Source organism: Anabaena sp. 54, from assembly GCF_017355725.1.
Lineage (GTDB): Bacteria > Cyanobacteriota > Cyanobacteriia > Cyanobacteriales > Nostocaceae > Dolichospermum > Dolichospermum heterosporum.
In genome coordinates, this window is sequence record NZ_JAAVWA010000003.1 from 143,285 (window position 1) to 170,212 (window position 26,928).

The window sequence follows — 26,928 nt, forward strand, 5'->3', positions numbered from 1 at the left end:
AGGGGGTTTTATTATGTAGCCCCATTGTCCAACAAATGGACTACAGGTAATGAGAGTATTTATTAACCAAAGATACTCACAAACAAATCCTGACGGAATTTCAGGAGAGATTCCTTCTGTTCCTTAGCTTGAGCAGTTCTTGCGTCGGCTGTTGCTGATAAAAACTGCTGACTTGTTTCTTGAAGTTCTTTGTGGAATGCTAACAGTTCTTGAGCTTGTTTTTCAGCTTGAGCAATTCTGGCTTGGGCTGTTTCTGATAAAAACTGCTGACTTGTTTCCCGAACTTCTTGATAAAATGCTAACAGTTCTTGAGCTTGTTTTTCAGCTTGAGCAATTCTGGCTTGGGCTGTTTCTGATAAAAACTGCTGACTTGTTTCTTGAAGTTCTTTGTGGAATGCTAACAGTTCTTGAGCTTGTTTTTCAGCTTGAGCAATTCTGGCTTGGGCTGTTTCTGATAAAAACTGCTGACTTGTTTCCTGAAGATCCTTGTAGAATGCTTGCAGTTCTTGAGCTTGTTTTTCAGCTTGCTCTTGTCTTTTCGCTGTCGTGACGGACAAGAATTCTCTGGTCTCAAGAGATAGTTCAGCCACTTTCTCTGCTATTGACTGATGTTCTTGCCGGATTTTTGCCATTAAAGAAATCATGAAGTTCTCCAAAAAATAGTAAATTAGCCCAGACCTAACAGAAATTGCTTCTCCAGGTACTACATTATAAGGATTCGTACTTTTTTGTAATATCCTTTGAGAAGCGTTGATTTCCAAATATCTAGATAATTAAAAAAAGCAGAACCAATATCAGGATTAATTAATCCTGATATTATGGAGCTTAATTAAATTAAGCAGGTACTGCTGCTGATTGGGTTAAACCAACTGCTTCAGCATACTTCAAGTAGGTTTCAACGGAAGCGATAACGATCCGAGCTTCAATTGCTAGTAATTCGATACCAACTAAGGAAACACGAACCCAAGCGTCAATTACGATACCTTTGTCGAGGATTCTATCAATAACTTCTGCCAAGCTGGAGGAAGAATTGGTTTTTTCAACTGCCATTTTTTTAATTCCTTGTTATTTGTTGTCGGAAACTTGGGAAATGAGGAGAATAACTATAAATATGAGTCATGGTTATTCTCCTACTTGGTAACTTGCTTAATTAAATTAAGCAGGTACTGCTGCTGATTGGGTCAAACCAACTGCTTCAGCATACTTCAAGTAGGTTTCAACGGAAGCGATAACGATCCGAGCTTCAATTGCTAGTAGTTCGATACCAACTAAGGAAACACGAACCCAAGCGTCAATTACGATACCTTTGTCGAGGATTCTATCAATAACTTCTGCCAAGCTGGAGGAAGAATTGGTTTTTTCAACTGCCATTTTTTTAATTCCTTGTGATTTGTTGTCGGAAACTTGGGAAATGAGGAGAATAACTATAAATATGAGTCATGGTTATTCTCCTACTTGGTAACTTGCTTAATTAAATTAAGCAGGTACTGCTGCTGATTGGGTCAAACCAACTGCTTCAGCATACTTCAAGTAGGTTTCAACGGAAGCGATAACGATCCGAGCTTCAATTGCTAGTAATTCGATACCAACTAAGGAAACACGAACCCAAGCGTCAATTACGATACCTTTGTCGAGGATTCTATCAATAACTTCTGCCAAGCTGGAGGAAGAATTGGTTTTTTCAACTGCCATTTTTTTAATTCCTTGTGATTTGTTGTCGGAAACTTGGGAAATGAGGAGAATAACTATAAATATGAGTCATGGTTATTCTCCTACTTGGTAACTTGCTTAATTAAATTAAGCAGGTACTGCTGCTGATTGGGTCAAACCAACTGCTTCAGCATACTTCAAGTAGGTTTCAACGGAAGCGATAACGATCCGAGCTTCAATTGCTAGTAATTCGATACCAACTAAGGAAACACGAACCCAAGCGTCAATTACGATACCTTTGTCGAGGATTCTATCAATAACTTCTGCCAAGCTGGAGGAAGAATTGGTTTTTTCAACTGCCATTTTTTTAATTCCTTGTGATTTGTTGTCGGAAACTTGGGAAATGAGGAGAATAACTATAAATATGAGTCATGGTTATTCTCCTACTTGGTAACTTGCTTAGATTAAGCAGGTACTGCTGCTGATTGGGTTAAACCAACTGCTTCAGCATACTTCAAGTAGGTTTCAACGGAAGCGATAACGATCCGAGCTTCAATTGCTAGTAGTTCGATACCAACTAAGGAAACACGAACCCAAGCGTCAATTACGATACCTTTGTCGAGGATTCTATCAATAACTTCTGCCAAGCTGGAGGAAGAATTGGTTTTTTCAACTGCCATTTTTTTAATTCCTTGTTATTTGTTGTCGGAAACTTGGGAAATGAGGAGAATAACTATAAATATGAGTCATGGTTATTCTCCTACTTGGTAACTTGCTTAGATTAAGCAGGTACTGCTGCTGATTGGGTTAAACCAACTGCTTCAGCATACTTCAAGTAGGTTTCAACGGAAGCGATAACGATCCGAGCTTCAATTGCTAGTAATTCGATACCAACTAAGGAAACACGAACCCAAGCGTCAATTACGATACCTTTGTCGAGGATTCTATCAATAACTTCTGCCAAGCTGGAGGAAGAATTGGTTTTTTCAACTGCCATTTTTTTAATTCCTTGTGATTTGTTGTCGGAAACTTGGGAAATGAGGAGAATAACTATAAATATGAGTCATGGTTATTCTCCTACTTGGTAACTTGCTTAATTAAATTAAGCAGGTACTGCTGCTGATTGGGTCAAACCAACTGCTTCAGCATACTTCAAGTAGGTTTCAACGGAAGCGATAACGATCCGAGCTTCAATTGCTAGTAGTTCGATACCAACTAAGGAAACACGAACCCAAGCGTCAATTACGATACCTTTGTCGAGGATTCTATCAATAACTTCTGCCAAGCTGGAGGAAGAATTGGTTTTTTCAACTGCCATTTTTTTAATTCCTTGTTGTTAGTTTTATGACTATCGGTTAAGTAATTGCTTAACCCTTAAACAAACTATCATCTAATTTTTATGATGTAAAGTAAAATTCCGTCAAGAAATGTAAAGTTTATGAGTCACAGAAAATGAGAGAAAAATGAAATTAAGTGAAAATATACATCATGCTAAATCATCAATACGTACAAAATCTGGATAGCATAATATTTTTTCAAACTTAGAGACTGCTAAGAAAGTTACGCAGTAATGAATTTATAGAATAACGCTTGTTTATTGCATATGATTATTATTATTATTATTTAATATCCGTAAAATTATTACTGTGCAAGGGTTTCATGTATAACATTTAACGCCACTCTAGGATCTATTAGCAAATCCTAAGTGGTAAAATTATCCATTAAAAATTACCTTGAAATATCTAAAAAGCACATTATATATTTTGTCTATATGACTACTATTGTATTTTTTCTATGATTATCATTATATTTTCCATAGGATTACTATTGTATTTTCCATATGATTACTATTGTATTTTTCATAGCATACGTGGCCATACAAAACTAAGTATTTTAGCGTGATCAGATGGAATCTTGAACGCATAAAATCTTTGATAATGGTGCTTTGGAATGTCGCTAACACACCCTACGTATCCTTTCCTTTTAAAGATCAAACTGGATTTTTATATATACAGCCTAAATTACGTGAACTTTTACAAATTGTTTTAATAAAAAAAAGCTACACAAGTAAGTATTAATACTCAATAATAGATGAGCAGGAGAAAACGCAGTATCTTATGTAACGAAAAGTAAACTAGTTCGTGATGGCTACTCCAATCAAATTCCTGTAGATACAAGTAATGAGACAAAATTAATTACACAAATATTTGGACTGAAATCCTTAATGGACAAAGGATTGGTAAATAAATAATAGTAATTAATTCTATCCAGGTACTTACCTCATCCATCTTGAAACCTAAAGTGAAGTTTTTGTCAGTTTAAAACCCCTTCCCTTGGTAAGGCTACGGTGTACACAGAAGTCTGATCAAGTTGCCTAACAGGGTTTTGATCCCCCCTAGCCCCCCTTAAAAAGGGGGGAAATTTTCTTGAAGTCCCCCTTGGAAAGGGGGATTTAGGGGGATCTGATGATTTGTGTGTACACGGTAGTTGGTAAGGGGAGGGTAGGTTTTGCTTTAGCAAAACCGGGGTGGGGTAATTCGATAAACTACAGGTTTCATCTTGAACGTGGTTTAAATTAAAATGGCCTGTGAATTTTATTTTTTTCAGAAATTATGTCTACAGAAGGGACTCCTGTTAATATTCCACAGACAGCTTTAGCCGCTTTGGTGGATGTTTTTGTGCAGCAAGGTCATCCACGTCAATATGCTGAAGCGATGGCGACTTCAATCATTTTTCAGACTGATTTAGATTTACGGAATGCTCAGATTGCCAATCTCTTAGGCTGGCTGAAACAGGAGCATAATGATATCTATCCCTCAGCCTTAGATGTAATTGGCAAAACTTCCGAAGAATTTGAACGTCGAGTTCAAGAAGGTTAAGTGTCTAGACTCGATTTAGTGAATTTCAAAAAATAGGGTCAAAAATTAGCTGTTTCAGCTAATTTTTTCCTCAAAGGTTTCCCACTTACCAGGTATTCTTATGACTAATTTCAAAATTATTTCTCCTCTATCTGCGATGCCTACTACCAGCGAAGCTATCGCTCAACAAACCCGTCAAGCTGCTAGTAAGCTGGCAGTTCTCTCCTCTGAGGCCAAAAATCAAACTATTGAAGCGATCGCTCAAGCTTTAGAATTGGCAAAGGATGATATTCTCCAAGCAAACCTGGCTGATTGTCACGCAGCAACAGCGGCAGGAATCGCTAAACCCCTTTATAAACGGTTGCAGTTAGATGAACATAAATTAAGGGATGCGATCGCTGGTGTGCGAGATGTTGGTAAACTAGAAGATCCTATTGGTAAAGTCCAAATTCATCGAGAAATTGACACTGGTTTAATTCTCAAACGCATTACCTGTCCTTTAGGCGTTTTAGGCATCATTTTTGAAGCCCGTCCCGAAGCCGCAATTCAAATAGTTTCCTTAGCAATTAAATCCGGTAATGGTGTCATTCTCAAAGGTGGTAAAGAAGCTTTACATTCTTGTACAGCCATAGTTAAAGCCATTAAACAAGGATTATCTCACACAGCAGTTAATCCTGATGCGGTGCAATTGTTAACCACCAGAGAAGAAATATTAGAACTTTTGCAATTAGATAAATATGTAGATTTAATTATTCCTAGAGGTTCTAATGCTTTTGTGAAATTTGTCCAAGATAATACCCGCATTCCCGTATTAGGTCATGCTGATGGCATTTGTCATCTTTATGTAGATCAAGCCGCTGATATTGCCAAAGCTATTAGTATTACTGTAGATTCTAAAATTCAATATCCCGCTGCTTGTAATGCCATTGAAACTTTGCTAGTTCATAGTAGCATTGCTGCCGAATTTCTCCCCCAAGTTGCCACAGCTTTACAAGCACAAAATGTAGAATTAAAAGGTGATGAACGGACTATACAAATTTTATCTGATATTGCCACAGCGACAGAAATAGACTGGCAAACAGAATACAGCGATTTAATTTTAGCCATTAAAATTGTTGATTCTTTAAATGAAGCAATATCCCATATTGAAAATTATGGTTCTCGGCACACAGAAGCAATTATTACTGAAGATATTACAGCCGCAGAAACATTTCAAGGCTTAGTCAATGCAGCGGGAGTTTATCATAATTGTTCTACTCGTTTTGCTGATGGTTTCCGTTATGGATTTGGTGCTGAAGTGGGAATTAGTACCCAACAAATGCCACCTCGTGGACCAGTTGGGTTAGAAGGTTTAATCACATATAAATATCAAATGTCTGGGAATGGACATATTGTGAAAACCTACACAGGTGCAAACGCAAAATCATTTAGTCACCGTGATTTGTAATCATATTATTAATCTCGTTCCCAGTCTCTGACTGGGAATGCTGAATTGCGGCTCTGCCGCTAGTGATAGAGGAGGCAGAGCCTCATAGCTGGCATTCCTAGTCGGAGTACAAGGAAATATATTTGACGGGAGGCAGAGCCTCATAGCTGGCATTCCTAGCCGGAGTCTAGGAACGAGGGAAAGTCTTTAAACCAAGGCTTTTAATAAAGCTTGTAGTTTAAGTTGCACTTCGGCAAATTCCTTTTGAGGATCTGAACCAGCAACAATACCCGCACCTGCATACAGTCTGGCATAATTACCATCAATTAAAGCCGAACGAATCCCCACAATAAATTCACAATTTCCTTCTCCGTCTACCCAACCTAAAGGGGCTGCATATAAACCCCTTTCAAAATTTTCATAACGGCGAATTTCTGCACAAGCAATATCTCGCGCTGCGCCGGCAACTGCTGGAGTAGGATGGAGTTTAGCAACTATTTGTAGAGGATGAATATTATTAGGAACTACTGCGCTAATTGGTGTCCATAAATGCTGAATATTAGATAATTGTCGCAGTCTAGGGGCTAAAACTTGGGGGAATAAACCCAGTTGAGATAAATGTTGAGTAATAAAATCTAGAACCAGTTTATGTTCGTGTTTTTCTTTGGTACTGTTAACTAAATTGCTAGCATTTGTAGCATCTTCTGTGGGAGTTTTTCCCCTCGGTGCAGAACCTGCCAAAGCATCAGTAATTAACTGTCGTTTGTGAATACTAATTAATCGTTCTGGACTAGCACCAATAAAGTTTTGTCCTTGACCATTACTGGTGGAAAATACATTGCAATTAGGATGTATTTGGCGGAGATTATTTAAAGATTGTAATAAGTTAAAATCATGATTAGCACTGACATCTAAGATATCAGCTAAAACAATTTTTCTTAACTGGTTAGCATGAATTATTTCTAAAACTGAGGAAACAGAAGTTTTAAATTTTTCACCGTTATTAGTGATTTTTTTATATAAGTTTAAGGGAAATTTATCAATATTTAGAGAATGGGTATGCAAAGATCTAATAATTTCTAAATGGCGTTGTAAATTATCTAATATTTTGGTAATATTAATCCTAGAATTGATAATTGTATTCATTACTAATGTGCAGCAATTATTTTTTAAAGCTATTTGCCAACAAGGTAGGAAAACCGTAGCAGAAGGAAATGGACAATCTACTTTTTTATGCTGATCAAAAAAACTGAAAGTACAAAAAAATCGAGGTAGGGAAAAAGTCTGATTTTCGTGAGAAATAGGAATTATATTTTTCAGACAATTTTTAATAAATTCTTCTGATTTTGTAAACCTATCTTTACCAGAAATTTCTATTTTATCTAAAGTATCAATTGCTGCTATTGCTTCACCATTACTTTTATTTTCAAAATAAAAGTTTATGGTATTTTTCTGATTAAATTGATCAAAAACCAGCAAAGGATCAACTAAGCCAATTTCTAGGGGAATACTCACAATTTTACTATAATTATGGCGACGGCAATTTTCCTGAATCTCTAATAGTAATTGATTAAGGTATTTGTAGTCTACAAAGGTGTGGCTGCGACATGGTGAAATTGTCATGGATGTATAAGTTAATTTTTATTAAGTTATCTTCCTAAAATGTAATAAATCATGGTGGTATTTTTATAGGTAACATAATTCAGTCACCATTAACCAGCATAAACTTAGCTTGATTATGGGGTTTATCCTGTTTTGGCGGCAAGATAGCAGGTTTCATGGCAGGATATTCGCCTATAATCATAAAACTAGCATTTTTTGGTAATTTACCAAAGTTAAACAATTTTAGATTGATTGTACCCATACGTGATCAACAATCCTAAATCTAAAATAGCTAGTCAAGTATCATGCAAAATTATAAAATTTAACTGATAACTAAAGTTCTGGTAATTTAATTAATCACAACTGATGACTTCAACTCAGATTTCACCACCTCAAGCTAAATTATGGATGGCGGCTATTAAACCGCCAATGTACAGTGTTGCTATTATGCCAATTTGGGTAGGTTCGGCGGTAGCATTTAGGGAAATAAAGATTTTTAATCCCATAATATTCTCCTTGTTTATTGCTGCGGCAATTTTGATTTTAGCTTGGGAAAATATTAGTAATGATGTCTTTGATGCCGAAACAGGAATTGATCAGAATAAACATCATTCATTGGTGAATTTAACTGGTAACAAAACCTTAATGTTTTGGATAGGAAACCTGTGTTTAGGTTTGGGTTTGTTGGGAATAATAGCGATCGCTATTTTGCAAAAAGACCCCACAGTTATTGCTATAATCCTCTTATGCTGCTGTTTGGGCTATATGTACCAAGGTCCCCCTTTCCGTCTAGGATACCAAGGTTTAGGGGAAATTCTCTGCTTTTTTGCCTTTGGTCCTTTGGGTATGAGTGCGGCTTATTATAGTCAAACTCAAACCTGGTCTATGACCAATTTAGCAGCTTCGGTAATTTTGGGCATTGTTACCAGTTTAGTGTTATTTTGTTCCCATTTTCATCAAGTTGTAGATGACATAGCCGCAGGAAAGAAATCTCCTATTGTGCGTCTAGGAACTCACACTGGTGCAAAGGTTTTAGTGGGTTTTACTGCGAGTATTTATCCTCTAATTTTGTTATTTGTGATTTTGAATATTTTCCCAATTTGGACATTACTTAGTTTTCTGAGTTTACCTTTTGCGGTGAAATTATGTCGTCATGTTTTAGAAAATCACAACCAACCAGATAAAGTCAGCAATTCTAAATTCATCGCTATCAGAGTTCAGTTTGTGAGTTGCTTATTTTTGGGTTTAGGATTTATTCTTGGTTAAGGCACATTAAGAATAAACGAACCACAGAGGCACAGAGGACACAGAGGAATGAGAGTTTGAATGTTTTTTATTTGGAAGTCCTTCATGGTTTATCAATTTTCCTTCCGTTACTTTAGTCAAAAATTCACAAATCCCATTATTACTAATCATGGGGTTTGGGAAACCCGCGAATGTATCATTATTCGCTTGATTGATGCAAAAAATAATGTTAGTTGGGGGGAGATTTCTCCCATTTCTTGGTTTGGTTCAGAAACTATCAAACAAGCTTTAGATTTTTGTTATCAACTTCCAAAAGCAATTACTCAAGAGATAATTTTAGCGATTCCAGATAATTTACCAGCCTGTCAATTTGCTTTTGAATCTGCTTTGGTTATGGAAAAAGCTACTAATTTTAATCTCACCTACAGCGGCTTATTATCAGCGGGAAAATTAGCTTTAAATCAATGGGGTAATTTATGGGAACAAGGATATAAAACCTTTAAATGGAAAATTGGTGTTGATGAGATAAATCAAGAATTAGAAATATTTGATTTACTAATTTCCAGTTTACCAACTTCAGCAAAATTGCGTTTAGATGCTAATGGGGGACTTACTTATCAAGAAGCTGAATTATGGTTAAAGAAGTGTGATCAATTCTCATCCAAAATTGAATTTATCGAACAACCTTTACCTGTAGATAAATTTAGAGAAATGCAAGAATTAAGTAATTCATATTTTACAACAATAGCCTTAGATGAATCTATCGCCAATCTTCACCAATTAGAATTATGTTTTCAACAAGGTTGGCGGGGAATTTTCGTGATTAAACCGGGGATATTCGGTTCACCATTTCGGTTAAAAGAGTTTTGTAAAAAACATCAAATTGATGTTGTATTTTCATCGGTATTTGAAACCGAAATTGGGAGACAAGCTGCATTACAATTAGCAGCAGAATTATCTGGTAATAACCGCGCTGTTGGTTTTGGAATTAACCACTTTTTTCAACCACAAGAATCAAACTGGCTAGAAAGTCTATGGAAAACCTTTTAGATAATATACAAAATTATGATTGGCTAATTTGTGATCATAGCCAAGAATTACCACAAATAGCCACAGAATTATATTTAAAATTAACTCAGTTATCAACCCCAAAAATTATTATTGCAGAAAGATCACCAGTGAGATTTTTAGCCAGTTTTATTGCAGCTTGTGCGGCTAAATGTCCGGTTTTTCTCTGTAACCCAGATTGGAGTCAAGCGGAATGGGAACAAGTCTTTAATTTAGTGCAACCAGATATAGTTTTAGGAATAGATCATAATTTTTCAAAATCACCAATTATCAATTATGAATTACCAATTACTAATACTATCATGATTCCTACAGGTGGTTCATCAGGAAAGATTAAATTTGCTATTCATACATGGCAAACATTAACTACTTCAGTGCAAGGATTTACAGAATATTTTCAAATCAATTCAGTTAATTCATTTTGTGTATTACCATTATATCATGTGAGTGGATTAATGCAATTTATGCGTTCCTTCACAACAGGAGGTAAATTAGTAATTACCTCATCTAAAAAATTAGAAACTTCTCAACTACCAAATATTAACCCAGCCGATTTTTTTATATCTTTAGTTCCCACCCAATTACAAAAACTTCTCCAAAATCCCGAATTAACCCAATGGCTATCCAAATTTTCTACAGTTCTGTTAGGAGGTGCGCCACCTTGGGATGAATTATTAGAAAAAGCAAGATATCATCAGATTAGATTAGCACCTACCTATGGCATGACAGAAACCGCTTCTCAAATAGCAACTCTTAAACCTGATGAATTTTTACAAGGTAAATTTAATAGTGGGAAAATTCTCCCCCATGCTAAAATCATCATTGATAATCAACCAGGAAATATAAATATTCAAAGTCAATCTTTAGCATTAGGTTATTATCCCCAAATGTGGGAAAATAGAGATAACTTTGTAGTTGATGATATTGGTTTTTTAGACAATCAAGGCTACTTACATATTATTGGACGGAATAGCGACAAAATCATTACAGGTGGAGAAAATGTTTACCCCACAGAAATTGAATCAGCGATTAGAAAAACAAACATGGTAATAGATGTCTGTGTAATTGGTATAACTGATAAACATTGGGGACAAGCATTAACAGCCATTTATATTCCCAAAGATAGAAATATCTCCCCCAGAGAAATTCAAACCCAAATAAAAAATCAACTGAGTAAATTCAAAATTCCCAAACATTGGATTTCCCTACCAAACCTACCCCGTAACACCCAAGGTAAAATCAACCGTCAACAACTCCAACAAATCGCCGCAGAATTTATAAAAACTAACTAATGGAAAATTACATAACCTCCTCCCTCGACCTTCTTCTCTCTGCGCCCTCTGCGTCTCTGTGGTTCGTTTCTAACCAATGATTCATATAATCTGGTAATTCCTGCTTAATTTTACTGCTAGCATCAATACAAACGTGCCTAGTAATTGCCTTAGCAACCATTGCTTCATCTCCTGTCATTTCATAGGTAATTTCAAACTTATCCGAACCTATTTTTTCCGGTAACAAACTAATTACTAAATTGTCACCACAATACATAGGACGAAAAAAATCTACATTTGCATGAACAATAGGAAAAGCTACAGATGGATTAGTAAAAAATGATTTAAGATTAATACCAGAAGCTGCTAATGAAACCTCATAAGCTTCATGACAAATTCTCAAAATGTTAGCAAAATAAACGACTCCAGCCGCATCAGTATCTTGAAATCTTACAGTGTGGTAATACGTAAAAGCCATTACAAAGATGTCCTGAATTAAAATCTGCTATTACATATCATTTTACTTCATATTAACTTTTAATAAAAATCCCATGATCTCAGAACCGATAGATAATGTTTTTTGTCAATGCGTAAGTCCTAGTACAGCATGGCGCAAATAAAGTAACCATTCTTAATAAGCTGTTACGCATTTGCTTTTTTTGCCTAAAAGCCTTACTACAAGGACTCTAGGCTGCAAAATATTAAATTTAGCTGCGTAACAGCTTAGCTATTACGGGTTGAGGTAAATAAATTTCATGCTGTTATTGATGAATCGTTTCTGGGCGCAGACCCTGCGCCCCTACTTTCTGAATTTTTCATGGTCAGAATCTACTAGTACAGCCTGGTGTAAATAATATGACTATTAAAAGCTCCGAAAATTTGATTGATTACAAGGCTTGAAAATGGTTTATTCACTTAGGGAACACCAAAAAATAAATTACCCAATTTTGTGGGATGGGCATCCTGCCTGTCCTTGATGATTAGCAGGCAAGATGCCCGCACCACAAGAAATTTTTGGGTATTTTTTTAATTGGAAGTCCCTTAAGCCGCAGTGTAGTAGTATCATAGGAATGTTATTACCAAGTATAACTACGCATAAGTCGGGATGACAGGATTCGAACCTGCGGCATCCTGCTCCCAAAGCAGGCGCGCTACCAAGCTGCGCTACATCCCGTAAAGCCATCAAAACCAAACTCCACACGAACCGAATCATGTATTTTTGGTTCATCTCGACTATCATATCACAAAAAATAATAAATGCAAACCCAAATGATCCAGAAAAATCAGATTTAGGGAAATATCCTCAATTCCCTAATCCCCACACCCCAGCCACCTTGATCACTGAGGATACCAAAACATTCCTTTTATACCTTCAGGATCTGACATAAAGCCCATCGTCTTATAGAAATCTACAACATGAGGGTCGGCAAAAAGAGTGACATTACTAATTTCTTCACTCCTGAGTTTTTTGAGGACATATTTCATTAATGCCTTACCTAGTCCTCTACTTTGAAAATCAGGATGAACGACTACATCCCAAATAGTGGCATTAAAAGCATGATCTGATGTAGCACGGGCAAAACCAATCAAACGCTTTTTGTTTCCTCGCACTTGCCACATAGAGGCTACGAGAAAACTATGCTCAATAGCTTTTTTTACTTTTCTAAGAGGGCGACGTGACCAGCCAACTGCATCACAGAGTTCTTCAAGTTCATAAAGGTCAATATCTCTTTCCGTACTGAAAACGATTTGATCCTTACCTACACTAGAATTACCATCAACTTCCGCTGTATGCTCATTAACAGCAGTGTTTTTATTTGTCGCTAAAGATTCAGGAGTGCTAAACCAAGTTTTCCAAAAACCCATGCCAATGCAGTTCGGGTAGTATGACTAAAATTGGTTTCCACTTTTAAAAAGTGTTGATTCACATTTAACATCACTATGATTATTGCCGGCTAATTCACTAGAAACATTCTACGCGGTTTAGCGATTTGCAATACTCACAGCTAGTTATCAAGTGTTTCTTCCCAATCACTCTCAACTCTAGCATTTTGTTTTGACACTACTCCATAAAACTGAACCAAAGGCAAAAATTTTCCGAAATTCAAGTATCTTTCTCATTTTCGTGACTAGTGGTCTGTCAAATTTATTTTGACGGGTAATGATCGGAAAAAACTTCTGTTCTTCCCTCCCCTGCCCCCCTGCCTCTCTTCTCCCCTGTCCCAGTTTGTACAAAACAAGCAAGTCCTACCCGCAAAAATGGCTTCTGGTTTAAAATCTTCAACTCTAGAACTCCTGAAACGCTTTAATCGGGCGTTTCCCCAATTCTATGAGCAATTTGTTAGCAGTGAGATTCAACTTCAAAATTTACGCCTAGCATACCGTCTTTATAAAACTAAACGGGCTGTTATTGAGATGAAGCCAGAAGGGAGCAAAAGCGCCCTTCATTTTGCCTACCGCAATCAATCTTTCCTCTTGAGCGATATTTTTGGTGTCCTAGCAGCTTATGGTTTAACTATTCACGGTCTAAGTTTATATGGTCAAATTCGACCACCAATGCTGGTTTTTATTAAATTACTGGTATCTCGTGGCAATAAAGCACTGACTGAAAAAACTGCTGAAAATGTTTGTCGTGCCATTCGTGAGGCGTTAGCAGGCACATTTGAGGTAGAAGAAATGCTGGCTGTAGAATTTAATCTTGATGCTGGTTTGGAACAGGTACAAACTGATTTCTATGTTGATCCTGTTTTTCATCTTCCGGCTTTAGTAATTGAAGCTGATAATCAACCTGGATTATTCTATAAAGTGATGTACGCTATCTGGCAAGAAGACCTGCTGGTGGTTAACGCCAATTTACTAGTTTGGCGCGGACGGACTCGACTAATTCTTTATTTGTTAGGTCCGAATGAAAGTCTCATTCCTGAATATTTAGGTCACAAAATCGCGGAAGGAGTGAAACATAGATTACTTAATCAATAAAATTAGCTCAGTAGGTTGGCGTTAAAAATTGTTGTTATGACAAGGCAAGAGGTTTTAGGTAATTGTACTTTTATTTACACATTTTGTTTATTTAACGTCCATCTGCTTAATTCAAAATTTTAATTTTTGAATTTTTGGTTCTCTGTTCGTGTTGAGTTGTATTGAGTCGCACCCACCCTTGAGGGTACGATATTTAATTATGGCAACAATAGAAATCTTAGGCGTTCCACATACTTATGAGCTAACTGCTCCCACATCATGCCCCCATACTTTAGTATTTATCCACGGTTGGCTAAATAGTAGCGTATATTGGCAACCTGTGATTTCTCGTTTATCGGTAGATTTGCAGTGTTTATCTTATGATTTACGAGGTTTTGGCGAATCGCAGTCTCAGGTGACATCAGATATAGAACTGGCTGCTACAGACTCTAGTATGGTTAGTTTGTCTTTGGATTCTATGCACTCTCCATATGCTTATGCTCAGGATTTGGCTGTGCTTCTCCAACACCTGAATATTTCTAGTGCTTGGTTAGTTGGTCATTCCTTAGGTGGTACTATTGCTCTATGGACGGCGGCTCAACTACCTGATTGTGTTCAAGGTGTGATTTGTATTAATGCCGGTGGTGGGATTTATCTGAAGGAAGCTTTTGAGCAATTTCGCGCCACTGGGCAAAAATTTTTACAGGTTCGTCCCCGTTGGCTTTCACAAATGCCTTGGATTGATTTGTTGTTTACTAAAGCTAGTGTGTTGCGTCCTCTAGACCGATATTGGGCGCGTCAACGACTGATTGATTTTATTATTGCTGACCCTGAAGCTGCTTTGGGAACTCTTCTCGACTCTACTACGGAAGAAGAAATTAACTGTCTACCCCAATTAGTATCCAAATTAAAACAGCCAGTCTATTTTTTAGCTGGTGCTGACGATAAGGTGATGGAACCTAAGTATGTCCGCCATTTAGCAAGTTTTCATTGGCTTTTTCAATACGTGGGCGATAATGTGATTGAAATTCCCGATTGTGGTCATCTGGCTATGTTGGAGCAACCAGAAGCCGTAGCTGAACATATTCGGTCATTGGTCATTGGTCATTAAGAAAATTCTTCTTTCTCCTGAACTCCTGAATGGGCGCAGGCCCTGCGCCCCTACCTCCTGAACTAATTTTCGTATAATTGCATGACTTGGTTCAGTGAGAGCCGGGAATGCACTCCTAATGTGAGGGGTGATGTTCTCCCAAGCGATAGATGTTCGGCGGCGGCACAGCCAATCATGGCGGCGTTGTCGGTACAAAATTTTAAGGGGGGGAATAAAACCCGGATGTTATGTTTGTTGGCTGCTGCTTGTAAATGCTTTCTCAGTCCACTATTAGCAGCTACACCACCACCTACGGTAATGGTATCTAGTCTATAGTTACGAGCGCAGGCGATCGCCCTTTTGGTGAGCGATCGCGCTACAGTATCCTGAAAACTAGCCACTACATCCGCTATTGGTACTTCTTTGCCCTCTTTCTCTAACTGCTGCACTAAACGTAATACTGCTGTCTTCAATCCGCTAAAACTACAATCATAAGGATGATAACCCCCACCAGGTAAAGAAATTTTTCCTTCCGGTAATGTAAAAGCTTGGGGATTGCCAGTTTGTGCCAGTTTATCAATTATTGGTCCACCGGGATAACCCAGTTTTAACAACCGCGCCACTTTATCAAAAGCCTCACCCGCCGCATCATCACGGGTTTCTCCCAAGGTTTCGTAGATACCATAATCTTTCACATAAATCAAGCTTGTATGACCTCCAGAAACAAGTAAGCTAAGAAAGGGAGGATTTAAACTTGGCTCACTCAAGTAAGTCGCGTAAATATGACCTTCCAGGTGATGCACCCCTAAAAAAGGCAAATCATGGACAATTGCCAGAGTTTTAGCAGCCGTTAATCCTACCAGCAACGCTCCTACCAGTCCAGGCGCACAGGTGGCAGCTATTCCATCAATCTGACTCCAATCTAAGTGACTAGATGCGATCGCTTGCTCTATTTCATAATTCAGCGTTTCTAAATGCTGACGTGAAGCCACCTCTGGCACTACCCCACCATATTGTTGATGAACAGGAATTTGTGAAGCAACAATACTGCTACATACTTCACGATTCTTAATAATTGCCACAGCAGTTTCATCACAACTGGTTTCAATAGCCAAAACGGTTGTCATAGTAGATTAATAGGGAATAGGGAATAGGGAATAGGGAATAGGGAACAGGGAACAGGCAAGAGGCAAGAGGCAAGGGGGGCAAGAGGCAAGAGGCAAGAGGCAAGAGGCAAGAGGCAAGAGGCAAGAGGCAAGGGGCAAGAGGCAAGAGGCAAGAGGCAAGGGGCAAGAGGCAAGAGGCAAAAGGCAAAAGGCAAGGGAATATATACATTCTCTCATATCTCCCCTACTCCCCTACTCCCCTACTCCCCTACTCCCCTACTCCCTACTCCCTGCCCCCTGCCCCCTGCCCCCTGCCCTTTTCCCTATCTTTTGATTGAGAAGCTTTAACTTTTATTGACTTCAACTTTACTCAGTCCCCAGCCAAGAGTATGATGACTTCCTAGTTATCTAAAATAAAGACTGTACAAGCCGCTTCGTTTTGTACAAGAAACTTCTCGTTTTGTAATAAAAGGAAACAACTCCATGAGACGATTGTTTGCTTTGCTTTTGGTGATGACTCTTTGGTTCAATTTTGCTCCTGAAGCTAAAGCACTAGGCGCAAATCTTGTTCCTTGTAAAGACTCTCCCGCCTTTCAAGAGCTAGCACTAAATGCCCGTAACACCACCCCTGACCCCGAATCAGGTAAAAAGCGGTTTGAACGTTATTCTCAGGCACTCTGTGGACCAGAAGGTTATCCCCACTTGATTGTAGATGGCCGTCTTGATCATGCTGGTGATTTTTTAATCCCTAGTATTCTCTTCCTCTACATTGCTGGTTGGATTGGTTGGGTAGGCCGTGCTTATCTCCAAGCAATCCAAAAAGAATCAAATGCGGAGCAAAAAGAAATCCAAATTGATTTGGGTCTTGCCCTACCTATCATCACCTCCGGTTTTGCTTGGCCAGCAGCAGCAATCAAAGAATTGCTCTCCGGCGAATTAACAGCGAAGGATTCAGAAATTACCGTTTCGCCACGTTAATTCATTTGTTTTCACTTATTCATTCTGGAGACTAAATTCATGGCTGAAAAAGGCGACGAAACCAACTACTTGCTGACATTCATCTCTACTGCCCCCGTTGCGGCTACAATCTGGCTAACAATCACAGCCGGGATTTTGATTGAATTTAACCGCTTCTTCCCCGACCTACTTTTCCACCCCCTATAGGTTGAAAACACGGTTAGGAAAAGCTAAGTAAATTAGCTTTCTCTTCTGGATTGTTTAGCAATAAACAATCTTAAATAATGTATGAAACTCGTAATCTTAACTATAATTTACGGGTTTCATGCCTTAAAAAACTAACAACAGTGATTCAAGGAATCGAACAATAGTTATGGCAATAGCAGCAGGACGTGACCCACAAAAAGGCGACCTAGAAACCCCCATCAATTCCGCCCCTTTGGTGAAGTGGTTTATTAGCAATTTACCAGCTTATCGCCCCGGTCTAAATCCTTTTAGACGTGGTTTAGAAGTTGGTATGGCTCATGGTTATTTGTTATTTGGACCTTTCGATAAGTTAGGTCCCTTACGCAATGCCCCTAATGCTAACTTAGCTGGTTTACTGGGCAGTATTGGCTTGGTTGTAATTTTAACTGCTTGTCTATCTTTATACGCTAATAGCAATCCTGATAAAGCTCTTGCTAGTGTTGCTGTACCCAATCCTCCTGTTGATGCTTTCAACTCTAAGGAAAGCTGGAATAATTTTGCCAGCGCTTTCTTAATTGGTGGTATCGGTGGCGCAGTAGTTGCGTTCTTCTTGACAGGTAATTCTGGATTAATCCAAGGTTTATTGGGTTAATTTGATGACTGGTAATGGGTAATAGTTGCTAATTTGGGCTATTACCCATTTAGGGAAGAGGCAAGAGGCAAGAGGCAAGAGGGAACAGGCAAGAGGGAGAATTTGTTTACCAATCACCCATTACCCATTACCCATTACCAGATATTTATTCAAAAATCGCCTTCTCTATTTCCTTTACAGCTTGCTCAAAATCATCATTGATAATTTTTATATCAAATTCGTTAGCAGCGACAATTTCCTCTTCAGCACGTTGCAAACGAAGAGAAATAGCCTCTTCCGCATCTTGTCCGCGCCCGCGTATCCGCTTTTCTAATTCTGCAAATGAAGGTGGTAAAATAAAGATACTGAGAGCGCTAGGAAAGGTATGACGAATTTGTCTTGCTCCTGCTAACTCAATTTCTAGCACCACCAACTTACCAGCTTGAACGTGATTCAGCACAGCCTCACGGGGCGTACCATAACAGTTACCAGCAAATTCTGCCCATTCTAAAAATTCGCCTTGAGTAACTAACTGTTCAAACTGACTCCGACTAATAAAGTGATAGTTTTTACCATTGATTTCTCCCGGACGGGGAGAACGAGTCGTTGCAGATACTGAATAATGCAATTCTGGATAACGCCGGAGAATTTCATTCATTAATGTACCTTTGCCGACTCCACTCGGACCGGTTAAAACAATTAGTTTGCCCAGAGGCAGACATTCTTTCGTATTTGCACCATTATGGGTAGGTAAGACTTGCATTATCCGTGAAAAGAGTGAATTAATAAATACAAATGATTCCTTAGTCTTGTGTTAGCGACTAAAATAACTAATACCATTTTGAACTTGGGACTTGAGATGGTTAAATACCTGTGGTATAAGCTTTTGCGCCAGTATTTCTCATCCTCACTCTTCAAAATAGCATCAAGACTAAAGAATTTGTAGCACTGGTGACAGAAATCCAGTCTATTCATATCCTACAGCCGATATGGTACAAATAGAATTGGGTTGATAATTATGCCGATGATTAATTATCTACAACATGATGATCACGAGAAATGACAAACCGATTGGCTACTGTTTCTGGCTGAATCGCGGAGAGAATAACATGACTAGAATCAGTAATAATCACTGCCCTAGTCCGTCTTCCATAGGTAGCATCAACTAATTGACCTCTATCCCTAGCATCGGTAATAATCCGTTTAATGGGAGCAGATTCTGGACTAACGATGGCAACGACTCTGTTGGCAGAGACGATATTACCAAAACCGATATTGATTAATTGAATTTCCATAAAAAAGATTTCAGCTAAACGAAAAATGAAAAGCTCGTAGTAAACTTATTCCCATGTTATCGCTAAAGAATGGTAGTTACAACGATTTAAACCACGTTAGCCAGAGTTTTTTCATAATTAATGCTTTTTTTAGCTGTATTATCCGCTAAATCTCCTAAAAATATTCCCTATGATATATGCAGAATTGTAGGGACAGAACCTATGCACCCCACATTCAGCAGGTATTTTAAGATAAAAAATCATATCGGAGACAAAATAAGTAATTGGACAAAAATATTTACAGTCATTGCGAGCGAAGGGAAGCAATCACAACCCTTGGAATTGCTTCGTTTCACTTCGTTCCATATGGCTAACGCCACGCTGCGCTAACGCAATGACATTGTGTAATTAATTCTGTCTCACTACTTAACCTGCCCTTAAAAATACTTTGAGTATATTTACTTATGCTAAATGTGGGTAAAAACCCTGAAATAACATATTTATAGGGTATTTGTTGAATTTACATTTCGTTACATATATTCATTGTTTAACGCCAACTTATTTATTTTTTTATTTGGAAGTCTTTAATGCTTGCCATTTTTGTTGTAATTGCTGGTAGTTGGGAGTATGTCCACCATAACGCCAACTCACATAAGCATGACAGATTTCATCTATCACCTCAGCTATTTCTGGAGAATGGTGTTGGTATGCAAGCTGGGCATATTCTAGGGGTGTTTGACTAGGATGCTTACCTAAACCCTTGTTGGCAGTCCATTGTAGCATTTGTTGGTACAGTCTTTCCATAGGCGGTAATTTCTTTAACCAACGCAAGTTAAGCCACTTCCGCCATTGTCCCCAACCCAGCCAAGCGAAGAAAGCGGCGATTGTCCCCACGATTAAGCCGGTTAATATTCCTAACCAACCTTTAGTAAATAAACTTAAGAACCAAGCTACCCCTTGGAATAACCAGCTAAATATCGTCCCAAACACAGTATTTAAAATAGCTGTAATTGGTGAAGGTAACCAACCAGCTATCCAATTCCAAAATTGACGCAGCACACTAAAAGTTTGATCTTCTTCGATAGAAGGGGGAATCAAAGGATGTCCAGGAATTGGATCAAAGGTAAACCAGCCATACTTGGGGAAATAAACTTCTGTCATCGCATAGGCATCTGTATTGCGGACAACATACATCCCCGTAAACGGATTAAATTCTCCTGGGGCAAATCCCGCCACTAGCCGTGATGGAATACCTACAGAACGTAGCATAATCGTTAATACAGTGGAAAAATGGTCGGGATAACCACCTTTATTTTTGAATAAAAAGCTTTCTACTAAATCATCCTTTTCATCCAAATAAGGCAAGTCCAAGGGATTGGTGGGTAGGGTGTAATTTTGTTTGACATACTGGGCTAAATAAAGAGCTTTTTCGTAAGCCGAATCTAGGCTTTTAGTCCCTGGAGAACGGGAAACCCTTTGTTGATCATAACTAGCCAGTGCTTCTTCGGTTCGTTTTCGGACTTTATCGGCAATTTTTGGTGGGATTTGCAGATAATACTGTTTAATATTAGTTGGGTATTTAGTTGAGGCTTTAACCAATAAAGAGCGATCGCGGTAAGGGACATCTGAAACAACTGTATATGTTAGCCCTTCTGACAACTGCACTGGCGCACGTAAACCATCTTCCTGATCAATGGCTATGGCTGGAGTGGGAAAATACAAGCCTTTGGGATAGGACATCGCTGGAATCAGGTTAGGCAATTCCGACACCAAATTGTAAGTTTGCACCACCTCTTTGGTGAGAGTCGTGAATGGTGGAGGATCAATAGAAATCCGGGCAGTCCAAGGTGATTGTCTGAGAGTGGTAACTTGATCATTACGGGAAATATTCCAACCTTTGCCTGTGTAATTGTCAAAGGCTAGAACGCGCCAAAAACCTTCAGCTTGCGATCGCACCCGCATCACCACCTTGGGTTTCATCTCTCCCCGCAGATTTTGGTTCATCTCGCTATTAAAACCGTAATAAAAATTATTATCTAATTTTCCTGGTTCACCAGCCCTTCCTGAGCCTCTACCACTATCATTACCACTACCTTGACCATTACCCTTACCTTCACGGACATAACCGGGATTAATAATACTCCTGCCTGTAAAATTATCTGGGACTTTCAGCGGCGCACTTACAGGAAAAGACCTCAGTTGATAACCAGGAAACCGAGGCAAAATAGCGAAAATCCCCAGTCCCAAAGCCACAATCACCAAAAAATTTAAAATTAGAACCTTAAAATTGAAATTAGGATTATTCTTTTTGGCAGATTTTTCCGAAGTTGATGGCTTGAACCCTAGACGAGATCGGTAATCCAGCACTAAAGTGGGGAGAGCGATCGCTAAAAACAACAGCAACACAGGCGCAAAAGCCATAGTTTGGCTCAAAGTCGCCGCCACACCCACCAAAATCAACCCAATTACAATCGAATAGCCCAAATCCTTCCGCCGAGGCGTATCAAAGCTATGTAATACTTGCAATTGAATCAATAACTCCGCCAAACTTAGCCGAGTATCATTCCAATTACCAATAAACCGCCCAAAAAAAGCCCCCAAAGCCAACAACATTCCAATCGCAATACAAAACTGGATCGGAATATTAGAATCACGACGACGGTAATAACTCCACCACGTTCCCACCACAGTCAGTGGAACAGTCCACAGACTAAATTGAGTCTCACCAGCAATATCCGTAGCCACAATCCCCAAAATTACCAGTACCATCACTAGCGCTCGCAAAGGAATCGAATCTTCCACTTCTTTGACTGGCGATTTTCCTCTAGTTGGTTGCCACTGCTTACCTAACGGTAAACGCCAAAACCGATTAATCCTAGACAAATTAAACATTTTCAAATAAGCAAAGCTATGATGTAGACGCTGCGGATACTATACTAGGTAGAAAACTATCATCTCGTTTTCAACTTCCCCCCTATCCTAGCTTCAGACTCCCTGAGAGTACAAGTATCCCGCTCATAGCTAAATATTGAATTGATCTTGTTGATTGCAAAGAGAACTAAGTTTTAAAACCAGGAAATTCAGCAAGATTATGATCCATTAGTTGCCATTAGACATCTCCAGAAATTAAAGATGCTTGACCTGAAACCCTTGTAGAGACGTTCCATAGAATGTCTCTAGCATCTTTTTTAGAGATGTCTATTGCTCCCATCTAACTCCTAGATAGGCAATATTACCTTAGATTTTCACCTGAATAGCCAACAACAAAGGCTGTTGATCTAATTCAGGGAACTCCACTGCCAAAGTATAAATTGGCTGATTTCTATCAATTTGTAACTCTACAACTGGTATTTCTGAAGTCTCAGATTTCACAAATTCTTGAGTATCATTACCCTGGAGTTGTAAAATCCCCGGCGTAGGTAATTCACCCTGAACCGTCAACTTGATGAATTTACCTAAATTCCGTAATTCTACTCGAATACTCAAAGTCCCCACCGTAGTGAGCCATTGTTTCTCTACCAGTGGCTGAGTCAATGAAATTGGCAAAGTTAAATTTTCCAACAACTGCTTGGCTGCCATTAAAGACAAAGCCATTTGTTGACGTGGCAATAAATCAAAATAATCACTCTCAACATCAGCCGTAGCTGTCAAAGTATCAGCAGAACGATAAGAGCTTCTCAGGACTAACCCAGCCAAATCATTAATAGCTTGAGCATCTGTAGGGAACATACTTTCTACCACCTGAACTAACTTAGCTCCCAGAGGTAAAGAAGATGTCAATAACACCTGACATTTTTCTAGCAATTGCCAAAAAACTTTTTCAGGCAAAGGAATAGGCAAATTTAGCTTAGATTGGTGGACAGTCCACCCCCAAACAGGAACTAAACCCAGAGATTGTTCTTCTACACAGTCGGGATACTCCATTGATTGTGTTTCCCAAGGGAACAACGGCGGATTTTTTTCTACTTGGTCTTGTAAACGACGTTTAAGAATAGCTTGAAAACGTTCTTGCACAGTAGGAATTTCTCCCAATTGAAAGGTTTGGGGCTTTTCTTATCAATCTGAGTTCACCAATAATTTGGCTACCATCTTGAAATGAATATCTACCCCGTCAATTTCCTCACATTATAACAAGCTATACCCGTAAGTGTTGAAGTTATGATTTTTCAATACCCAAGCAAGTTGATCATTTTGTGAAGATTCACAAGTCACCATTCATGGGTAGATGCACTAGATCCGGACACTAAAGAATTCCGAATTTCCCAAGCTTGTTCTAAAATCTTCAACCAACGTTTCTGTAATTGTGCCATTGACAGGCCTAATATCTTAGATATTTGCTCGTCAGGTTTTCCTTGCTGCTTCAAATCTAAGATAGACTTTTGTTTATCATCTAGTTGTGCCAGATAAGTTTTCCATTGAATCGGAGTTAAACCCAAATTAGTGGGTAAAGAAACTTCCAACCACTCATGAACCAATTCCCAACGATGTAAAAGAGCAAACCGAATTAAATGATATTTAAACCGTTGCTGTAAGTAATCACGCTGCCGAGATGTTAAACCTAAAATTGACTCAATCTCTGGTGCTGATAAATCTTGAAGACGCAAAGCAAAGTAATCAGCACAGTCAGATTGTTCTTTTTCTTCTAAATAATCTATTAATTCAGTAATCACAACCGAGCGCAGGGTATCTTCTTCTGGTTCGGGCTGCATAGCCATAGCCGAGCGCAATTGATGGATAGCTGGTTCTTCCCAAGAACCGTCAAACTCACCACTACCACCCTCTGATGCCTGTTCTATATCTACACTTGTTTCTAAAGGCTGTTGCTTGGAAAAAGTTTGCGCCCGCAAAATAATTAGCTGTTGCTGCCTTCCGGGGAGTGGAATCCGACGTTTACCATATCGTTCGGTAAATGCCATGTATTCTCCCAATTCTAAAAGAGTCTGGGGGCGATAGGTCGGAGCTAATTGGTTTTCCCTTCTAAAAGCATTTAAAGCCTCCAAATAAAAACTCTGGAGAAAATCTTCAATGATAGTCAACCGCCCTTGATAGCTTAATTGCTTGTGAGGGGGATTAATATAACGATAAACAATAGCACTCAGTGTGCTGTGTAATTCTATCCTTCCACGACTTGAACCTAACTGATAGTATCGAATACACTGTTGTAACCGATGTTTAGCTAGGCTCATGGCTGAACTTTCTACAGACCCGGAAGTTTGAATGCGTTTACTTTCATTGCAAATTCGCAGAACTTCGTTAGTAATTCTCACCGACACATCGTGACAATTTTGCTCCGAAGCCTTAGTTGACTGTTGAAGTTCCCTAAATAGGAATTGAAAGATGACCTCCACGCTGATAGAAATTTTCCCCTGATTAGTTGCGATTGCTGTTGAATTCATAGTCCCAGTTCTCAAAAAGACCCTAACATACTTTGGACACGACTTGTTAGACTTTGGATAATAGTTTCATGGTTGTTGTGTACAAGTCAAACGCAAACCAATTTACAGTGAGGATATGTGGCATAAGCAGATTGAACTTGACAAATCCCAATTTAGTGGGATATTTTCTTGCTCATGTTTTAGCCATTATCCAAAAGTCATTTACAAATCATGATGGATTTAGAAGCACAAATTCAATTGCTGATAGACAATGCACCCCAGGATGGCGTGACACCAAAGATTATGGTATCAATCGCCCCTGTATTAGTCGCCATTGCCCAAAAGTTAAACCACTACCAATACTTTATTCTCCAAAATTCTGAGCAAGATTGGGTTTTAACTACATTGAGCAATCGCGCAAATCCAGGAATAGAAAAGCAAGTTATTTACGCTTTCCCTACCATACAAGATGTTTCCCTAATCTCAGATGCTGGGCGTGACCCTCACTTGCTGCCAACCCTCATGGATGTTACTCAAATTTTATTCCAATTGGTAGCTTTGAAACCAGTACACAGCATAGTTTTTATAGAAACACCAGGAAATTTAACCAATACTGTAGAAGTGCGGCGTTCTGAGCTAGAAAAGCTGATCCAGCAACAATTACAGCAATTTAAAGCCCAAAAAACAGTTCCTCCCAATATTGCCTAACTAAATTTGGGATTTAGGAAATTTAATATCCACAATCCCAAATCTTAAATCGCCCTCAATTTTGCTTAGTAGTTGTAGGGTGCGTCAGACTGTATAAATCCTGCAAATAAACAGATTGTTGATATCTGACGCACCCTACCAATGTTCCAGTTGCGTAAGTCCTGCTTAAATCGCCTTAACTTTTTTTTAGTAGAGCCGACTTAGTACATAGTCGGTCAAATTCATCAGTGCTTCACGTGATGCTGATGGTTCTAAAACACCAATAGACTCGGTGGCTAACCTAGCATGGTGAGCAGCTAATTCTCTCGCCCTTTGGATACCTCTACTATCATGGACTAGTGCCAGTGCTTGCTCTAAATCCCCTGCCTGGGCAAACTCTCGTTCAATCAGGACTTCTAAGTAGGGTTTTTCTTCTAAAGCAAATAAAACTGGTGCTGTCAGGTTGCCACTTTTGAGGTCAGAACCCGCTGGTTTACCCAGGGTGTCTGTTGAACTGGTGAAATCAAGAATATCATCTACTATTTGAAAGGAAAGACCTAGATGGCGACCATAACTGTACAAGTGTTCGGCAGTTTCTAGGGATGTTTCACTAATTAATCCAGCAGCCTTAGAACTGTTGGCAATTAATGAGGCTGTTTTGTAATAGCTTTTTTGCAGGTACGTTTCTGTAGAAAGACTAGCATCAAAACGATTTAACCCTTGTTGGATTTCTCCAGCGGCTAAGTCCATAATTACTTCAGAAAGCAGTTTAACAACATCCAAATTATTTAGATTTGCTAAATACCAAGACGATTGTGCAAAGAGAAAATCCCCTGCAAGCACAGCAATGCGATTACCAAACAAACTATGTACAGTCGGTACACCGCGACGAACATTTGATTCATCTACTACATCATCATGGACTAGACTGGCTGTGTGAATCATTTCTGTAATTTCTGCCAGTCGTCGGTGACGCGGGGTAATATCTTCTTCGAGCATGGTTGCCCGCGATATAAGTAGCACTATTGCAGGTCTGATTCGCTTCCCCCCAGCACCGAATAAATGTTCGGCTGCGGCATAGAGAATGGGGTGGCGATTTCCAACTAGCTGTTTAAGGTTATCTGCTAGTATTTGCAGGTCTGCTTCCACAGGGGTAAACAGGGAGGTGGCTGGGGTCATGGATGGGCGGACTCTGACTTAGGTTACGAAAGTTTACATATTCTTTAATTTTAAGATAACCCAGTGTCAGCGCAAAGTTTTCCTTCAGCAAGATGATTTTTAATATCTATTGCGTTATTCACACATTAGATTATGAATGTGTTATAATCGGAGGCTATCTTAAGGTTAAATAGTTCTTGCTAAATTTGTTAATTAATAAATTGCGTAGTAACGAAAACTTTGATGTCAATAAAATAACACACATTGACGGTAACTTCAAGTTGACGGTTAGCAATGAAAAATTTTTAAATTTAGTCCAGAAATTAGCTTCAAATTCAGGTTGGCTGTGTTAGGCTAATACCTAGAGATATTAAGTTTTTCAGATT

The 26,928-nt window shown here is 38.7% G+C and carries 30 protein-coding genes and 1 tRNA gene; 11 read left to right on the forward strand and 20 right to left on the reverse strand.

Going from position 1 to position 26,928, the window contains the following annotated elements; genetic code table 11:
* Nucleotides 1-62 precede the first annotated feature (62 nt).
* The 8 genes from gvpC to gvpA (HEQ36_RS05290) form a co-directional block, all read right to left on the reverse strand.
* Nucleotides 63-644 (reverse strand): gas vesicle protein GvpC, encoded by a 582-nt coding sequence (gvpC, locus tag HEQ36_RS05255; protein WP_168634837.1) that lies wholly within the window; start codon nt 642-644, stop codon nt 63-65.
* 190 nt (nt 645-834) lie between these two features.
* On the reverse strand, nt 835-1,050 hold the full coding sequence (gvpA, locus tag HEQ36_RS05260; protein WP_015080752.1) for a gas vesicle structural protein GvpA: 216 nt from the start codon (nt 1,048-1,050) through the stop codon (nt 835-837).
* Between the two features lie 105 nt (nt 1,051-1,155).
* Nucleotides 1,156-1,371 (reverse strand): gas vesicle structural protein GvpA, encoded by a 216-nt coding sequence (gvpA, locus tag HEQ36_RS05265; RefSeq protein ID WP_015080752.1) that lies wholly within the window; start codon nt 1,369-1,371, stop codon nt 1,156-1,158.
* A gap of 105 nt (nt 1,372-1,476) precedes the next feature.
* Nucleotides 1,477-1,692: a gas vesicle structural protein GvpA gene (gene gvpA / locus HEQ36_RS05270; protein WP_015080752.1), complete on the reverse strand. Its 216-nt coding sequence runs from the start codon at nt 1,690-1,692 to the stop codon at nt 1,477-1,479.
* A 105-nt stretch (nt 1,693-1,797) separates the two neighbouring features.
* On the reverse strand, nt 1,798-2,013 hold the full coding sequence (gene gvpA / locus HEQ36_RS05275; protein WP_015080752.1) for a gas vesicle structural protein GvpA: 216 nt from the start codon (nt 2,011-2,013) through the stop codon (nt 1,798-1,800).
* 101 nt (nt 2,014-2,114) lie between these two features.
* Nucleotides 2,115-2,330, reverse strand: coding sequence for a gas vesicle structural protein GvpA (gvpA, locus tag HEQ36_RS05280; protein ID WP_015080752.1), 216 nt, complete (start codon nt 2,328-2,330; stop codon nt 2,115-2,117).
* Nucleotides 2,331-2,431: 101 nt separating this feature from the next.
* Complete coding sequence (gene gvpA, locus HEQ36_RS05285) at nt 2,432-2,647, reverse strand: gas vesicle structural protein GvpA (RefSeq protein ID WP_015080752.1); 216 nt, start codon at nt 2,645-2,647, stop codon at nt 2,432-2,434.
* 105 nt (nt 2,648-2,752) lie between these two features.
* A complete protein-coding gene (gvpA, locus tag HEQ36_RS05290) occupies nt 2,753-2,968 on the reverse strand; it encodes a gas vesicle structural protein GvpA (protein ID WP_015080752.1) in 216 nt (71 codons plus the stop codon).
* A gap of 1,294 nt (nt 2,969-4,262) precedes the next feature.
* On the opposite strand from gvpA (HEQ36_RS05290), the gene HEQ36_RS05295 reads away from it, so the two are divergent.
* Nucleotides 4,263-4,529 carry a hypothetical protein gene (locus HEQ36_RS05295; protein ID WP_015080750.1) on the forward strand — a complete coding sequence of 89 codons (267 nt, stop codon included), beginning with the start codon at nt 4,263-4,265 and terminating at the stop codon, nt 4,527-4,529.
* A 100-nt stretch (nt 4,530-4,629) separates the two neighbouring features.
* Nucleotides 4,630-5,955 carry a glutamate-5-semialdehyde dehydrogenase gene (locus HEQ36_RS05300; protein WP_205748382.1) on the forward strand — a complete coding sequence of 442 codons (1,326 nt, stop codon included), beginning with the start codon at nt 4,630-4,632 and terminating at the stop codon, nt 5,953-5,955.
* Between the two features lie 186 nt (nt 5,956-6,141).
* On the opposite strand, the gene HEQ36_RS05305 is transcribed toward HEQ36_RS05300, so the two are convergent.
* Together HEQ36_RS05305 and HEQ36_RS05310 are read right to left on the reverse strand one after the other, a co-directional pair.
* Nucleotides 6,142-7,557: an isochorismate synthase MenF gene (locus HEQ36_RS05305; protein ID WP_168634838.1), complete on the reverse strand. Its 1,416-nt coding sequence runs from the start codon at nt 7,555-7,557 to the stop codon at nt 6,142-6,144.
* Between the two features lie 79 nt (nt 7,558-7,636).
* Nucleotides 7,637-7,798 (reverse strand): hypothetical protein, encoded by a 162-nt coding sequence (locus HEQ36_RS05310; RefSeq protein ID WP_168204480.1) that lies wholly within the window; start codon nt 7,796-7,798, stop codon nt 7,637-7,639.
* Between the two features lie 104 nt (nt 7,799-7,902).
* Here HEQ36_RS05310 and menA point away from each other — a divergent pair, with 104 nt between their 5' ends.
* Genes menA through HEQ36_RS05325 form a run of 3 tightly spaced genes read left to right on the forward strand, consistent with a single transcriptional unit; the run spans nt 7,903 to nt 11,141 of the window.
* Nucleotides 7,903-8,802: a 2-carboxy-1,4-naphthoquinone phytyltransferase gene (menA, locus tag HEQ36_RS05315; RefSeq protein ID WP_168634839.1), complete on the forward strand. Its 900-nt coding sequence runs from the start codon at nt 7,903-7,905 to the stop codon at nt 8,800-8,802.
* Nucleotides 8,803-8,862: 60 nt separating this feature from the next.
* Nucleotides 8,863-9,831 carry an o-succinylbenzoate synthase gene (locus tag HEQ36_RS05320; RefSeq protein WP_290706927.1) on the forward strand — a complete coding sequence of 323 codons (969 nt, stop codon included), beginning with the start codon at nt 8,863-8,865 and terminating at the stop codon, nt 9,829-9,831.
* Nucleotides 9,816-11,141 (forward strand): 2-succinylbenzoate--CoA ligase, encoded by a 1,326-nt coding sequence (locus tag HEQ36_RS05325; protein ID WP_168634841.1) that lies wholly within the window; start codon nt 9,816-9,818, stop codon nt 11,139-11,141. Before HEQ36_RS05320 ends, HEQ36_RS05325 begins: the two co-directional genes overlap by 16 nt.
* A 7-nt stretch (nt 11,142-11,148) precedes the next feature.
* On the opposite strand, the gene HEQ36_RS05330 is transcribed toward HEQ36_RS05325, so the two are convergent.
* From HEQ36_RS05330 to HEQ36_RS05340, 3 genes are all read right to left on the reverse strand, one after another.
* Entirely contained in the window at nt 11,149-11,598 is a 450-nt protein-coding gene (locus tag HEQ36_RS05330; RefSeq protein WP_168634842.1) for a thioesterase family protein, read from the reverse strand.
* A 622-nt stretch (nt 11,599-12,220) separates the two neighbouring features.
* A tRNA-Pro gene (locus HEQ36_RS05335) sits at nt 12,221-12,294 on the reverse strand.
* Nucleotides 12,295-12,458: 164 nt separating this feature from the next.
* On the reverse strand, nt 12,459-12,986 hold the full coding sequence (locus HEQ36_RS05340) for a GNAT family N-acetyltransferase (RefSeq protein WP_039203157.1): 528 nt from the start codon (nt 12,984-12,986) through the stop codon (nt 12,459-12,461).
* A gap of 393 nt (nt 12,987-13,379) precedes the next feature.
* Here HEQ36_RS05340 and HEQ36_RS05345 point away from each other — a divergent pair, with 393 nt between their 5' ends.
* Nucleotides 13,380-14,099, forward strand: coding sequence for a hypothetical protein (locus tag HEQ36_RS05345; protein WP_027402292.1), 720 nt, complete (start codon nt 13,380-13,382; stop codon nt 14,097-14,099).
* 199 nt (nt 14,100-14,298) lie between these two features.
* Nucleotides 14,299-15,189: an alpha/beta hydrolase gene (locus tag HEQ36_RS05350; RefSeq protein WP_039203158.1), complete on the forward strand. Its 891-nt coding sequence runs from the start codon at nt 14,299-14,301 to the stop codon at nt 15,187-15,189.
* A 62-nt stretch (nt 15,190-15,251) separates the two neighbouring features.
* Here HEQ36_RS05350 and tsaD read toward each other — a convergent pair whose 3' ends face one another.
* Nucleotides 15,252-16,295, reverse strand: coding sequence for a tRNA (adenosine(37)-N6)-threonylcarbamoyltransferase complex transferase subunit TsaD (gene tsaD / locus HEQ36_RS05355; RefSeq protein WP_053538577.1), 1,044 nt, complete (start codon nt 16,293-16,295; stop codon nt 15,252-15,254).
* A gap of 462 nt (nt 16,296-16,757) precedes the next feature.
* Here tsaD and HEQ36_RS05360 point away from each other — a divergent pair, with 462 nt between their 5' ends.
* The 3 genes from HEQ36_RS05360 to HEQ36_RS05370 all read left to right on the forward strand — a co-directional run bounded on the left by HEQ36_RS05360 (nt 16,758) and on the right by HEQ36_RS05370 (nt 18,069).
* Nucleotides 16,758-17,252 (forward strand): Photosystem I reaction center subunit III, encoded by a 495-nt coding sequence (locus tag HEQ36_RS05360; protein WP_053538576.1) that lies wholly within the window; start codon nt 16,758-16,760, stop codon nt 17,250-17,252.
* A gap of 39 nt (nt 17,253-17,291) precedes the next feature.
* Complete coding sequence (gene psaJ / locus HEQ36_RS05365) at nt 17,292-17,438, forward strand: photosystem I reaction center subunit IX (protein WP_039203682.1); 147 nt, start codon at nt 17,292-17,294, stop codon at nt 17,436-17,438.
* A gap of 166 nt (nt 17,439-17,604) precedes the next feature.
* Nucleotides 17,605-18,069, forward strand: a complete 465-nt coding sequence (locus tag HEQ36_RS05370; protein WP_039203683.1) for a photosystem I reaction center subunit XI — start codon at nt 17,605-17,607, stop codon at nt 18,067-18,069.
* 145 nt (nt 18,070-18,214) lie between these two features.
* Here HEQ36_RS05370 and gmk read toward each other — a convergent pair whose 3' ends face one another.
* The 5 genes from gmk to hetZ all read right to left on the reverse strand — a co-directional run bounded on the left by gmk (nt 18,215) and on the right by hetZ (nt 24,718).
* Nucleotides 18,215-18,811 (reverse strand): guanylate kinase, encoded by a 597-nt coding sequence (gene gmk, locus HEQ36_RS05375; protein WP_053538575.1) that lies wholly within the window; start codon nt 18,809-18,811, stop codon nt 18,215-18,217.
* 265 nt (nt 18,812-19,076) lie between these two features.
* Nucleotides 19,077-19,343, reverse strand: coding sequence for an extracellular matrix/biofilm regulator RemA (remA, locus tag HEQ36_RS05380; RefSeq protein WP_015080662.1), 267 nt, complete (start codon nt 19,341-19,343; stop codon nt 19,077-19,079).
* A 549-nt stretch (nt 19,344-19,892) separates the two neighbouring features.
* Entirely contained in the window at nt 19,893-22,214 is a 2,322-nt protein-coding gene (locus HEQ36_RS05385; protein ID WP_205748383.1) for a DUF3488 and DUF4129 domain-containing transglutaminase family protein, read from the reverse strand.
* 345 nt (nt 22,215-22,559) lie between these two features.
* Nucleotides 22,560-23,336, reverse strand: a complete 777-nt coding sequence (locus tag HEQ36_RS05390; RefSeq protein WP_234413338.1) for a PatU — start codon at nt 23,334-23,336, stop codon at nt 22,560-22,562.
* 194 nt (nt 23,337-23,530) lie between these two features.
* Entirely contained in the window at nt 23,531-24,718 is a 1,188-nt protein-coding gene (gene hetZ, locus HEQ36_RS05395; RefSeq protein WP_053538573.1) for a heterocyst differentiation protein HetZ, read from the reverse strand.
* Nucleotides 24,719-24,931: 213 nt separating this feature from the next.
* On the opposite strand from hetZ, the gene HEQ36_RS05400 reads away from it, so the two are divergent.
* On the forward strand, nt 24,932-25,405 hold the full coding sequence (locus HEQ36_RS05400) for a hypothetical protein (RefSeq protein WP_053538572.1): 474 nt from the start codon (nt 24,932-24,934) through the stop codon (nt 25,403-25,405).
* A gap of 186 nt (nt 25,406-25,591) precedes the next feature.
* Here the strand turns inward: HEQ36_RS05400 and sds are convergent, their stop codons facing one another.
* Nucleotides 25,592-26,563 (reverse strand): solanesyl diphosphate synthase, encoded by a 972-nt coding sequence (gene sds / locus HEQ36_RS05405; protein ID WP_053538571.1) that lies wholly within the window; start codon nt 26,561-26,563, stop codon nt 25,592-25,594.
* Nucleotides 26,564-26,928: the final 365 nt, after the last annotated feature.